11 protein-coding genes are annotated in these 13,506 nt (G+C 44.3%); 9 read left to right on the forward strand and 2 right to left on the reverse strand.

What is annotated here, in order from left to right:
- Position 1 precedes the first annotated feature (1 nt).
- Both glnD and map read right to left on the reverse strand, forming a co-directional pair.
- Complete coding sequence (gene glnD, locus ACXAH2_RS08095) at positions 2-2,695, reverse strand: [protein-PII] uridylyltransferase (protein ID WP_475077741.1); 2,694 nt, start codon at positions 2,693-2,695, stop codon at positions 2-4.
- 60 nt (positions 2,696-2,755) lie between these two features.
- Positions 2,756-3,613: a type I methionyl aminopeptidase gene (gene map, locus ACXAH2_RS08100; protein ID WP_475077743.1), complete on the reverse strand. Its 858-nt coding sequence runs from the start codon at positions 3,611-3,613 to the stop codon at positions 2,756-2,758.
- A 316-nt stretch (positions 3,614-3,929) separates the two neighbouring features.
- Between map and rpsB the strand changes: the two genes are divergently transcribed.
- The 9 genes from rpsB (at position 3,930) to bamA (ending at position 13,463) form a co-directional block, all read left to right on the forward strand.
- Complete coding sequence (gene rpsB, locus ACXAH2_RS08105) at positions 3,930-4,664, forward strand: 30S ribosomal protein S2 (protein WP_475077744.1); 735 nt, start codon at positions 3,930-3,932, stop codon at positions 4,662-4,664.
- 89 nt (positions 4,665-4,753) lie between these two features.
- Positions 4,754-5,614 carry a translation elongation factor Ts gene (tsf, locus tag ACXAH2_RS08110; protein WP_475077745.1) on the forward strand — a complete coding sequence of 287 codons (861 nt, stop codon included), beginning with the start codon at positions 4,754-4,756 and terminating at the stop codon, positions 5,612-5,614.
- A gap of 130 nt (positions 5,615-5,744) precedes the next feature.
- Positions 5,745-6,467, forward strand: a complete 723-nt coding sequence (gene pyrH / locus ACXAH2_RS08115) for a UMP kinase (protein ID WP_353667603.1) — start codon at positions 5,745-5,747, stop codon at positions 6,465-6,467.
- A gap of 7 nt (positions 6,468-6,474) precedes the next feature.
- A complete protein-coding gene (gene frr / locus ACXAH2_RS08120; protein WP_353667604.1) occupies positions 6,475-7,032 on the forward strand; it encodes a ribosome recycling factor in 558 nt (185 codons plus the stop codon).
- Positions 7,033-7,080: 48 nt separating this feature from the next.
- On the forward strand, positions 7,081-7,812 hold the full coding sequence (gene uppS / locus ACXAH2_RS08125; RefSeq protein WP_475077747.1) for a polyprenyl diphosphate synthase: 732 nt from the start codon (positions 7,081-7,083) through the stop codon (positions 7,810-7,812).
- Between the two features lie 2 nt (positions 7,813-7,814).
- A complete protein-coding gene (locus ACXAH2_RS08130) occupies positions 7,815-8,618 on the forward strand; it encodes a phosphatidate cytidylyltransferase (protein ID WP_475077748.1) in 804 nt (267 codons plus the stop codon).
- Positions 8,619-9,791, forward strand: coding sequence for a 1-deoxy-D-xylulose-5-phosphate reductoisomerase (gene ispC, locus ACXAH2_RS08135; RefSeq protein WP_475077750.1), 1,173 nt, complete (start codon positions 8,619-8,621; stop codon positions 9,789-9,791). It begins immediately after the preceding gene.
- Positions 9,791-11,140, forward strand: coding sequence for an RIP metalloprotease RseP (gene rseP, locus ACXAH2_RS08140; RefSeq protein ID WP_475077751.1), 1,350 nt, complete (start codon positions 9,791-9,793; stop codon positions 11,138-11,140). The genes ispC and rseP overlap by 1 nt, the downstream gene beginning before the upstream one ends.
- A gap of 10 nt (positions 11,141-11,150) precedes the next feature.
- Positions 11,151-13,463: an outer membrane protein assembly factor BamA gene (gene bamA, locus ACXAH2_RS08145; RefSeq protein WP_475077752.1), complete on the forward strand. Its 2,313-nt coding sequence runs from the start codon at positions 11,151-11,153 to the stop codon at positions 13,461-13,463.
- Positions 13,464-13,506 lie beyond the last annotated feature (43 nt).

Consider the following 13,506-nt stretch of genomic DNA (forward strand, 5'->3'; position numbering starts at 1 on the left):
GTTATTCCGTTGCTTGCGAGAAGCGGTCAATTTTCTCTTTTAATAAGTTACAAATGCTGTCCATACGCTGTGGATCAGTGATCAGCTCACCTTGGTCATCGGTAATGTAAAAGGTATCTTCAACTCGCTCACCCAATGTGGCAATTTTTGCTTTATGCAACATGATGTTGTTGTGCATAAAGAATTGACCAATTAAGGCGAGCAATCCAGGGCGATCTGGTGCAGTGACTTCCAATGCTGACCAAACCTCTTCTGGTTGGCTAACAAAGTGTGCTGTGGCTGGTGAATTGAATATTTTCAAAATGCGCGGTGTGTGTCGCTGAACAGTGCTGCCATAAGAGGAAGGATTTTCAAGTTGCTCCATAAGCGTTGTTTTAATCAATTCTATACGCTGTTTGTCCAGATAAAGGTTTGTATCTGTGTCATTACTGTCCATTACCACGAAGCTATCTAGAGTGAAGTTGTTAGTGGTGTGGCTTATTTTAGCATCCAAAATGGTTAAGCCAAGTTGTTCAAAGGTGGCAGCAGTCGCAGCAAACAAGTGGTCGCTGATTGGAGTGTAAATAAAGATTTTGCTAGCACCAGAGAAGTTGCGTCCACCGAGCGGAGTAATGGCAATAAGAGGTTTGTCACTTGGTCTGTGACGAATAATGGCTTCTGTGTTCCATGCAATTTCATCGCCGTTAGAGCGAATGAAGTATTCTTCTTCAATGGTGTCCCAAATGGCTTCCGCTTCGGCTATGTCTACATTGCGCTCAATGATAAATTCCAGCGCGCGTTGCTTGTGTTCATCGCTAATGGTGTCGGCATCGATAGGTGAATCCAGACCACGACGCAAAGCGCGCTTGGTTTCTAAGTAAAGTTGACGCATTAACGAAGCGCGCCAGCTGTTCCACATGGTGGGGTTGGTGGCATTGATGTCAGCGACAGTAAGTATAAAGAGATAATCCAAGTGCTCTTGGTCTTTTACATAGCTGGCGAACTCCCAGATGACTTCTGGGTCTGAAATGTCTTTGCGTTGTGCGGTAACCGACATAAATAGATGATTGCGTACTAACCAGACAACCAGTTCGGTATCGCGCTTTGATAGGCCATGACGTTCACAGAAATCTTGTGCGTCAACACACCCTAGTTCCGAGTGATCACCGCCGCGACCTTTGGCGATGTCGTGATAAAGTCCTGCAATGTAGAGTAATTCGACTTTCGGAACGTGGCGAATGGCTTGGGCAGAAATGGGGAATTTTTGTTTGAATTCAGACAGCCATAGGCGACGCATGTTTTCAATTAATTGAAGGGTGTGGGCATCGACCGTATAGATGTGGAATAAGTCATGTTGCATCTGACCTATGATGGCACCGAATTCTGGTAAATAACGTCCGAGCAGTCCTAAGTGTTTCATTGACCTCAATATGCTGGTGAGGCGATAGCGACTGGCAATGATGTCTAAAAATAAGCCTGTGTTGACTTTGTTGTTGCGAAAATTGTCGTCAATCAAATCTAAGCTGTCACGAAGTTGGCGCATGGTGTTGGCGCGAATGCCTCGAATGCTCTCATGAGTACCGTACAGCACATAAAGTTCTAGCATGCAGGAAGGCTTGTCTTGGAATAAGTGAGTAGAACGAGCCTCTAGCTGACCATTGGCAACTTGAAAGTGATCGTTTAGGACCTCAATATTGTTTTGTTCATCGCCACTTAGGAAGGATTCTTCAAAGTGTTGTAACAACAAGTCGTTAAGTTGTTGTATAGCAGCCACACTTTGGTAGTAGCCCTGCATAAAGCGTTCAACATTGCGTTTTAGGTCGTCATCGTCAAAGCCAAAGAGCTTCGCTAAGGTGCGTTGATGATCGAATAAAAGGCGATCTTCTTTTCGCCCTGCGATCATGTGCAGTGCCCAACGGATACGCCATAAATGACTGACCGCCCCTTTGATTTGAATGTATTCATCTTCAGACAAAAAGTGTTTATCAATCAATGCACTCAAGCGATGAGTATGTAAGTGGCGTTTGGCGACCCAGTCGATGACCTGCATGTCTCGTAAACCACCCGGGCACTCTTTTAGATTGGGTTCAAGATTGTATGCAGTATTTTGGTATTTGGCGTGACGCTGTTTTTGCTCTTCCGTCTTGGCTTTGTAAAACGAGCGGCCATCCCACATCTTATTAGTATCTATATTGGCTTGCAGATGAGTGTGAAGACTGTCTGGGCCAATTAAGGTTCGCGACTCAATGAGATTGGTGATAATAGTGATGTCTTGTTTGGCAATTTCTATGCAGTCGTTAATGCTGCGCACACTGTGACCAATGTCCAAATTAATGTCCCACAAAAAAGTAATGAAGGATTCTAGTTTGTCTTTTGGTGCAGAGGTTTCGTTCTCAATTAAAATCAGTAAATCAATATCAGATTTTGGGTGCAGTTCGCTACGTCCATAGCCACCGACTGCAATTAAGCTGACATGCTTTTCGCTATCTAGGTTTTTGGCAATCCAGGCGGCTTGTAGCACTTCATCAAAAAACGCCGATAACCCTTTTACCAGTTTTTCGATAGGGTAAAGAGAGTGAAATAAGTCATTGTAAGCGTTAGTTTTTTCTTCAATAACAGCCTTATAGCGAGAAATTGAGCAGCTGGCTTGGCTAAGCTCAAATTTTTCTTCCGCAGAAAGCAGTGGCGGAGCGTCTGGAAAAGCAGGGAAGTCCATACAAAAGCCTCAATCAATGACAAGATAACTTAACAGTTTGATGAAATGAGTGATGCGCTTCTAGGCAAAGCGCGTTTCTTCTGGGCGACGGGTTAGGACTTCTACGCCGACCGCAGTGACCAAAAGTGTGTGCTCATATTGAGCAGACAAACGACCATCTTTGGTTTTTGCAATCCAATTATCTGGGCCTGAATGTTTCAGTTGCTTTTTACCGGCATTAATCATAGGTTCAATGGTCAATGTCATGCCTTCTTCTAAGGTGTAACCTGTGCCTGGTTTGCCATAATGCGCTACTTGAGGTTCGCCGTGGAAGGTGGTGCCAACACCATGACCACAATAGTCTTCTACCACGGAATAATGGTTTTTGTGGGCGTGCGCTGCAATAGCGGCACCAATGTCACCAAGTTGTATACCAGGTTTTACCATGTCGATGGCGAGGTATAAACATTCCTGAGTGACTTTGGCAAGGCGTTCTGCATGAGCGGCAACTGGGCCAACAAAAAACATTTTACTGGTGTCGCCATAGTAACCATCTTTGATGACAGTGATGTCTATGTTTACCACATCGCCTTTTTTTAAGGCTTTATCGTTTGGGATACCGTGACAAACCACATCGTTCACTGAAGTGCAGCAAGATTTTGGAAAGCCATGGTAATTAAGCGGTGCAGGAATCGCACCCTGTTGTTCAATCATGTAGTTGTGAGCAATGATGTCAAGCTGTTCTGTACTTACGCCTGGTACAACAAATTCTTCCAGCATAACCAGTACTTCTGCTGCAAGGCGGCCTGCGGTGCGCATGCCTTCGATGTCGTTAATGTCGGTGAAGCGAGTGGCTGCCGGAAGCGTGACGCCAACAGGTACTTCTACACGGCCATTTTGAGTGAGTTGTTCAACTTTTTGTAGGATTTCGTTGCTCATAGTGTCTTTGTCTTAAAAAGGTTTTAATAAATTGTTGCTTATTCTACATGAGTTAAGTTTGAGAATCCCCATACAATGTAGAAAAAGTATTCTAGTGATTTGATGGCAAAAAGCCATATAAAGCCTTTTGAAATGTGTCATTTTATGGTATAAAACGCCCGCTCAACAGACTTAAGTCCTATTGAGTAATTAACTTAAAACTAACGATCTTGCCGCACAAATTGAAAGTGTCTGGGGTGTCATGGGTTGCCTTAAACCCGGTTTGACTGATGCTTTTAGCTGGTAAGCTTAATGTAACCCAAAAAAGGATAGTAAAATGCCTACAGTTTCTATGCGCGACCTGCTACAGGTTGGTTCACACTTTGGTCACCAAACTCGTTACTGGAACCCAAAAATGAAGCCATTCATTTTCGGTGCTCGTAACAAGATTCATATCATCAACCTTGAGCACACGGTTCCTGCTATTAACGAAGCTCTAGAGCTTGTTAAGAAAATGGCTGAGAACAAAAACAAGGTGTTGTTTGTTGGTACTAAGCGTGCTGCATCTAAAACCATCAAAGAGCAAGCTGCTCGTGCTGGTATGCCATACGTTAACCATCGCTGGTTAGGCGGTATGTTGACGAACTACAAAACCATCCGTGCTTCTATCAAGCGTCTACGTGAGCTTGAAACACAAATGAATGATGGTACGTTCGACAAATTGACTAAGAAAGAAGCTTTGATGCGTACTCGTGAGCTTGAAAAACTTGAGCTTTCTATGGGTGGTATCAAGGATATGGGTGGTCTACCAGACGTATTGTTTGTTATCGATGTTGATCACGAGCGCATTGCGATCAAAGAAGCCAACAAGCTAGGTATCCCTGTTATCGGTATCGTTGATACTAACAGTGATCCAGATGGTGTTGACTACATCATTCCAGCTAACGACGATGCGATTCGTGCGGTTCAGCTTTATGTTACAGCGTTTGCTGATGCGGTTCTTGAAGGCCGTTCTGCAACTGCTGGAAGCGCTGACGAATTCGTTGAAGTAAACGAAGCGGCTGAAGCGTAAGCAAACTTTCGAGTTTGTGCTGGTTTCTAAAGGGAGGTTGAGAGTCTCGCCTCCTTTTTTAAATTTGAATTGGTATAAGAGGATTTAACATGGCCGCAGTATCTGCAGCATTGGTAAAAGAGCTACGTGAGCGTACTGGCCTTGGCATGATGGAGTGTAAAAAAGCACTTGTCGCTGCTAACGGTGATATCGAAGTGGCTATCGAAGAGCTTCGTAAATCTAGTGGTATGAAGGCCGCTAAAAAAGCAGGTCGTACTGCAGCGGAAGGAACAATCGTGATGCGTGTTGCTGATGATGCTTCTTACGGTGTGTTGGTTGAGGTAAACTCTGAAACTGACTTTGCTTCTCGTGATGAAGGTTTTGTTGCCTTTGCTAATAAAGTTGCTGATGTTGTATTCACCACGAAAGAAACCAACATGGAGACTTTGTTGGCAGGTGAGATCGGCGAAGCTCGTGAAGCTTTGGTTCAAAAGATCGGTGAAAACATTACGCCTCGTCGCGCGGTTGTCATTGAGGGTGGTTTAATCGGTGGTTACCTACATGGTAACGGTCAAATCGCAGTGTTGACTCAGCTAGAAAACGGTTCTAACGAACTGGCGAAAGATGTTTCTATGCACGTTGCAGCAGTTGCTCCTCGTGTCGTTAAAGGCGAAGACATGCCTGCTGACATTCTTGCAAAAGAAGAAGAAATCATTCGCGCACAGCCAGACATGGCTGGTAAGCCAGCAGAAATCGTTGATAAAATGATTGTTGGTCGTATGAAAAAGTTCTTGGCTGAGAACAGTCTGGTAGAACAACCTTTCGTTAAGAACCCAGAAATCAAAGTGGGTCAATTGGTGAAAGACGCTGGCGCTACCGTAACTTCTTTTGTTCGTCTTGAAGTGGGCGAAGGCATTGAAGTGGAAGAAGTGGACTTTGCAGCAGAGGTTGCAGCACAACTTAAAGGTTAATTCCTAATTGTGCAGATGTTTAAAAAAAGGGGCAGCTTGACTGCCCCTTTTTATGAAAGTTGGATGCAAAAGAGTCATTTTCTGGTGATCTCAATGCTCTATTGAAAACTAGTCTAGACTGGAGGTGGGTATGCCAAAAGAAAAGAATCCAAATTACAAACGTATTTTGCTTAAGTTGAGTGGCGAAGCCTTAATGGGTGATGAGTCTTTCGGTATAGACCCTAAAGTATTGAATCGTATCGCATTGGAAATTGGTCAGTTGCGCGGTATTGGAGTGGAAGTCGGTATTGTCATCGGTGGCGGCAATTTGTTCCGTGGACAAGCTTTAAGTCAGGCGGGCATGGATCGAGTAACAGGTGACCACATGGGTATGTTGGCAACTGTTATGAATGCGCTAGCAATGCGTGACGCCTTGGAGCGCGCTAATATTGCTACTCGTGTTATGTCAGCCATTACTATGACGGGTATTGTGGAGCCATATGATCGTCGTCGTGCGATGCGTCAAATGAAAGAAGGCGATGTATTGATTTTTTCTGCTGGTACCGGTAATCCGTTTTTTACCACCGACTCTGCTGCTTGTTTGCGCGGTATTGAGATTGATGCGGATGTGGTATTAAAAGCGACCAAAGTGGACGGTGTTTATTCGGCTGATCCTATGAAGGACCCTGATGCCGTCAAATATGATAAGTTAGGTTACGATGAGGTGCTTGATAAGCAATTAGGGGTGATGGATTTGACCGCTATTTGTTTGACCCGCGACCACAGTATGCCAGTGCGAGTTTTTAATATGAACAAGCCGGGAGCCTTGGTAAATATCATGGTTGGTGGCAATGAAGGCACAGTGATTGAGTGAGGAAGTTATGATTAACGAAATTTTGAAAGACGCAGAAGAACGCATGTCAAAAGCCGTGTCTTCGGTGGAGTCGGCATTTAAAAAAATCCGTACAGGTCGTGCACACCCAAGTCTATTAGATCCAATTAAAGTGAACTACTACGGTGCAGATACACCACTTAGCCAAGTGGCTAATATCACGGTTGAAGATGCCCGTACTTTAGGGATTTCTCCTTGGGAAGGAAATTTAGTGCCTGAGATTGAAAAAGCTATCTTGAAATCAGATTTGGGTTTGAACCCTTCTACCACGGGTAACCTTATTCGTATTCCTATGCCTGCCTTGACCGAAGAGACCCGTCGTAACTATTTTAAGCAAGCAAAATCGGAAGCAGAAAATGGACGAATTGCAATCCGTAATATACGTCGTGACGCCAATACTAGCTTAAAAGACTTGGTAAAAGAGAAAGAAATCTCTGAAGACGAAGAGCGTCGTGGTCAAGATCAAGTACAGAAAGTCACTGACAAGTTTGTTGCGCAAGTGGAAGAGCGTCTTGCAGCGAAAGAAAAAGACTTGATGGAAATTTAATGAGAAGGGCGAGCTTGTCTCGCTTTTTTTATTGATTAGGATTGATATATGTCTGAATCGGTTGGCGGCGGCGATAATGCTGCAGTCGGTCCTGCGCATATTGCCATCATCATGGATGGGAATAACCGTTGGGCGAAGAAAAAACTTTTACCGAGTATTGCGGGTCATACCGCGGGTGCTGCGGCGGTGCGTCGAACAGTGGAAGCCGCTGCGCGTTCTGGTGTGAAAGTACTGACTCTATTTGCGTTTTCCAGTGAAAACTGGAAGCGTCCACAGACGGAAGTGGACGGCCTAATGAAATTGTTTATGCGTTCTTTAAAAAAAGAGTTGAAACGTCTTAATACGCATAAAATTAGGTTGCGAGTTGTGGGAGATATGTCAGGGTTTAATAAGGGGTTGCAAGAGCAGATTCGTGCTACGGAAGAGGCGACCAAAGACAATGAGCATATGACGCTAGTGATCGCTGCTAATTATGGCGGTCGTTGGGATATAGCTCAAGCGGCTAAAGTGGTAGCGGCTGATGTGGTCGCAGGTCGATTGAATGCTGAAGACATTACAGAGGAAACACTTGCTCAGCATATTCAACTAGCAGACCTTCCCGAACCGGATCTTTTGATTCGAACGTCTGGGGAAGAGCGAATCAGTAATTTCATGTTGTGGCAGTCAGCCTATACGGAGTTTGTATTTTTACCGGTGTTGTGGCCGGACTTTGAGCAACAAGATTTTGATGAGGCCATTCGTATTTATCAAAATCGTCAGCGTCGCTATGGTGGGCGATAATCATGTTACTTCCTCGTATTATTAGTGCCATTGTCATGGCGTTTTTATTTATCTATGCCGTTTTTTTTCTTGGGCAGCAAACTTTCTCCTTGTCTTTGGCCGCTGTGGTGGTGTTAGCAGCTTGGGAGTGGGCTCGTCTGTCTGGGGTGAAAACCCAAGCGCTGCGAGTATTGTTTGCACTCTTAGTGGCCGCTTTTTGTTATATGACAGCTCAAGCCGACTGGCTGACGATGAGTGTATTGTTGAGTCCTTTATTGTGGTGTGTGGCTTTATATTGGGTTATTCGTTATCCAACGCCTTTATTATGGCAGCAAACGCCAGTGAGGCTATTGTTTGGTGCTTTGGTCATGGTGTCGACTTGGGCGGCTTTAGTGGTGTTGAAGCAATCCGCTGATTTTGTGACTTGGGTATTATTGTTAATGGGCTTGATTTGGGGGGCAGATTCAGGCGCCTATTTTGCTGGTCGACGTTTTGGAAAACGCAAGTTAGCACGCCATGTTAGCCCAGGTAAATCTTGGGAAGGGGTGTTCGGCGGGGTAGTGCTGACGCAAATTGGTGTGGTGGTGTTCAGTTACTGGCAGGTTTACACAACCCAGGATTGGTTATTGTTAGCCTTGGTAGCATTCGTCACTACAGCGGTATCTGTGCTGGGAGATTTAACCGAAAGTTTGTTTAAGCGCTATGAGGGATTGAAAGACTCTAGCCACTTAATTCCTGGTCATGGTGGTGTGATGGATCGGGTTGATAGTTTGGTGGCAGCAGCGCCCATTTTTGTTGTCTTCTTGATGTTGGCTGGTTGGTTATAAATGCAGGGTATTTGTTTGTTAGGTGCGACCGGTTCAATTGGTCAAAGTACGTTAGATATCATTGCGCAGCATCCTGATAAGTTTCATTTGGTCAGCGCTTCGGCAAATGTAAGTGTCGATAAAATGGCGCAGATTTGCCGTCGTTTTAAACCCCAAAGAATCGTCATGGGCACGCAGCAAGCTCGTGATGAATTAGCGGCAGAATGTGCGGATTTGCCAACCTCATTTGAATGGGGTGATGAAGCCTTGCAGAGTATTGCTGCGGATGCAGAAGTGGACCAGGTCATGGCTGCTATTATGGGGTTTGCTGGCTTAAAACCAACCCTTGCAGGTATTCGTGCAGGCAAGCGTATTTTATTGGCCAATAAAGAATCCTTGGTGACTGCTGGTAAGTTGTTTATGGACGAAGTGGCGCAGAGTCAGGCTATGTTGCTACCGATTGACAGTGAGCACAATGCCATTTATCAAAGTTTACCTCAGCATGCGACAGGGACTCATAAGCAGGATGTGGATAAAATTATTTTGACCGCATCGGGAGGGCCATTTCGTACTTGGTCATTAGATGAGATGGCTAATGTCACACCTGCTCAAGCCTGTAAGCATCCTAATTGGTCGATGGGGCAGAAAATTTCCATTGATTCAGCCTCTCTAATGAACAAGGGGTTGGAATTAATTGAGGCTTGCTGGTTGTTTGATGTGACGCCTGATGATATTGAAGTGGTGGTTCACCCTGAAAGTATCATTCATTCTATGGTGTCATATCGAGATGGTTCTGTGATTTCGCAAATGGGTAACCCGGATATGAAGATTCCCATTGCCTATGGTATGACCTGGCCAAATCGAGTTGAAACTAATGTGCCTTCTTTGAATCTAACGGAAGTGGCTAAATTGCATTTTGAAGCGCCTGATTTACAGCGTTTTCCAAATTTGCAGTTAGCAGCCAATGCTTGGTTTATGGGGGGGACTGCCATGGCGATGTTAAACGCGGCGAATGAAGTGGCGGTGGCCGCATTTTTACAGGAACGAATTGGCTTTTTGCAGATAGCTGAAGTAAACCGTACTGTGTTAGAGCAAGCGAATATTTGTCCTGTAAATCAGCTTGAAGATGTTTTTGAAGCGGATGCGGTCGCGCGATTGCTGGCTGAACAATGTGTTTCATGTGGTGAAAAATAATGCTGCAAAATATTCTATCGATTGTGATTGCGTTGGGTGTACTGATTACCTTTCATGAATTTGGTCACTATTACATAGCGCGCCGTTGTGGTGTGAAGGTACTGCGTTTTTCTGTGGGCTTTGGTAAGCCGATTTATCGTTATGTTAGCAAGAAAACGGGTACTGAATTCACCTTAGCCATGATTCCTTTGGGTGGTTATGTGCGCATGTTGGATGAACGAGAAGGGAATGTACCGGACGCTCTAAAGCATGAAGCTTTTACGCAAAAGAATGTTTGGCAGCGCATTGCCATTGTTGCCGCAGGTCCGTTGGCAAATTTTATTCTTGCGGTGGCGATTTATGCCTTAGTGGCTTTATTAGGAATTCAAAGCTTAGCACCTAAAGTAGGCCATATCGTAGACAATTCCCTTGCTGCGCAAACTCAATTGCAAGAAGGTAATGAGTTAGTCGAAATTGCAGGTGAGCCAGTTGCTTCCTGGGAAGAGGTAAATTTAGCGCTGGCGGGCTTGATTGGTCAAACAGGAACTATTATCGTTCGCTATCGCGTAGACGGTTTGTCGAGTATCCAGCAAGATCAAGTGATGCTGAATCGTTGGTTGGTGGGCGAAGAGCCCAGTAACTTGATTCAATCGTTTGGCCTGTTGCCTTGGCAACCAAAAGTGAAACCAGTGATTGCGCAAGTGGTGGATTCAGGAGCGGCCCAAACGGCAGGCTTTTTGGTCGGAGATGTGATTACTGCCATCAACGATGAAGCGATGGACAGCTGGCAGCAGGTTGTAAAGAAAGTGCAAACCAGCCCAAGTAATGAGCTGACAGTAGTAGTATTAAGGCAAGGGCAAAATAAAACCTTGTTTTTACAACCTGATGCGACGGAACGTGATGGTAAATTGGTTGGTTATGCTGGTTTGGCTGTAGTCCCCCCTAAATGGGATGAAAGCTTAATTCGTGAGCGTCATTATGGAGTGTTTGCTGCCATGGGTTATGGCGTTGAACAAACCGCTAAGATGATCTCTCTGACCATAGGGTCAATTGGTAAGATGCTGCAAGGGTTAATTTCTCTGGATAACTTATCTGGTCCTATTACCATTGCAAAAGTGGCGAGTGCTTCCGCGGATTCTGGTTTGCAATCGTTTTTAAAGTTTATGGCTTACTTAAGTGTGAGTTTAGGTGTGCTAAATTTGTTGCCTATTCCTATGTTGGATGGTGGGCATTTGTTGTTTTTTGGAATAGAAGCAATTCGTCGTAAGCCAGTTTCAGAAAAGATACAGGGCATGGCTTACCGAGTTGGTGCTTCGTTATTATTTGCTTTAATGGCCGTTGCCATTTTTAATGATATTGCCCGCTTGTAGAGAGGTATATGTGAGAGTCGTTTTAGCTGTATTGTTGGCTTTTTTTAGTGTGTATAGTGTTGCCAAAACGGTTGAGGACGTTCGAATAGATGGTTTAGTACAAATGCCATCGTCTCGTGCTTTTGATTTGATCGGTTTTAATGAAGATCAGTCATACGACTCAAATAAGGTATATCAAGCCATTAGTGCTTTGTTTGATACAGGGTTTTTCAGCGACATTGATGTGCTGGAAGAGAATGGTGTGTTGGTGTTTAAGGTAGTGGAGCGTCCATCTATTGGTAACTTGACCATCGAAGGCAATGAATTGGTGAAAACCGAAGATTTAGAGCGTGGCTTACAGTTGTCAGGATTGGAAATTGGTGAAATTTATAAACCTGAGACCTTGAACCAGATTACTCAAGAACTTCAGCGTCAATATTATGCGTTAGGTCGTTACAGTGCCAAGGTAGATCTTGATGTGGAGGACATGCCACGTAATCGTATCGCTATTAAAATTAATATCGACGAAGGTGATACTGCTAAAATCGTTCACATTAATATTGTCGGTAACAAAGCCTTTGATGAAGAGACCCTAACCAAAGATTTTGAATCCCGTGAAACGGGATATTGGAATCCTTTCAGCTCTGCAGATGAATACGCTAAGGCAAAAATTCAAGGTGATATTAATACCTTAAAGAGCTTTTACTTAGACAATGGTTACCTGGATTTTCAAGTGGTTTCGAGTCAGGTCAGTTTGTCTGCTGATAAACGTGATGTGTATATCGTCATTAATGTGAATGAAGGCTTACCTTATTATTTAAATAACGTCACTCTGAGTGGTAGCTTGCCGATTTCGGAAGACAGGGTATGGAAGCAAATTCCTCAGAAAAAAGGCGATCTGTTTTCCCGCAGCCAAGTGACAAAAATCATTGAAGGTATCTCAACTGAGCTAGGTGATGATGGTTATTTATTTACCAATGTAAATGTGATCCCAGAGAAACTGGACAATCATACGGTAAATTTGAGTTACCAAATTACGCCTGGCCCACAGGTTTATGTTCGTCGTATAACCTTTAGTGGTAACAGTGAAACTCAAGACGAAGTGTTGCGTCGTGAAATGACGCAGTTTGAAGGTGCATTAGCGACGCATTCGAAGATTCAATCTTCTAAGCGTCGTATTGAGCGTCTTGGTTTCTTTGGTAATGTAGATTTACGCACACGACCTGTACCTGGCACCACGGATCAAGTGGATATTGATGTTGTAGTAGAAGAGCAAGCGTCTGGGAGTATTCAAGCCAGTATCGGTTATTCACAGGAAGACGGCACCGTGCTTGGTTTTGGTATATCCAAGCGTAACTTCTTAGGCACGGGGAACAAGCTGTCTTTCAAAGCCTCGCGAACCGATCAGACGGATAACTATGCTATTAGTTATGATAATCCCTATTTTACCGTTGACGGCGTGAGTCGAGGCTTTCAGATTTTTTATCAAGCCAGTGATCATGCAGATGATGATGTTGAAGATTACGATCTTGATGAAATTGGAGCGGGTGTGACTTATGGTTATCCGATTTCTGATACCCAGCGTTTAACCTTTGGTATGACGATAAAAGAAAGTACTGTTCAGCTGGGTAGCGAACCGTCTAATGAGACCGAAAATTACATTGATAAATATGGTGATAATTACGATGATCTGATTGCCAGTTTGACCTGGTCTGATAATGATTTGATTGGCGGAGTTTTGCCAACGGACGGTTATTCTACTAGAGCTTCAGTGGAGGTATCGTTACCAGCGGGTGATCAGGAATACTACAAACTGGGCCTAACCTCTCAACGATACTGGAGCTTAACAGAGTCCAATCTTTGGTTATTCCGTCTTAAAGGACGCTTAGGATATGGCTCTGGCTATGGCGACAGCGAAGAACTACCATTCTTTGAAAATTATTATGCGGGTGGTGCTTATTCGGTACGTGGTTTTGGTGCCTCTTCTCTCGGTCCGCAAAACTCCTATGACGATGCCAGCACCAGCACATCGGCTTTGGGTGGTAACATCTTGATGACTGGTACGGCCGAGTTCATTTTCCCATTGCCTATGGTCGAAGATCATAAGTCGGTTCGTACTTCTTTCTTCTTGGACGCCGGTAATGTGTTTACAGATAACTGTTTAGCGGCCAATACCCAGTGTAATGAAGGTGTCGACTTGTCTGAGATTCGTTACAGTGTTGGCTTGAGTTGGACTTGGATTACCCCGATTGCGCCCTTGTCCTTTAACTTTGCACGACCACTCAATGCACAAGATGGCGACAGTACTGATTCTTTCCAATTCCAGTTAGGTAGCACATTCTGATTCCGTTTTCGGTAGCAATATTAACGTAAAAGTATAAAGAGGA

This window comes from Marinomonas sp. ABL3_031, assembly GCF_056161265.1.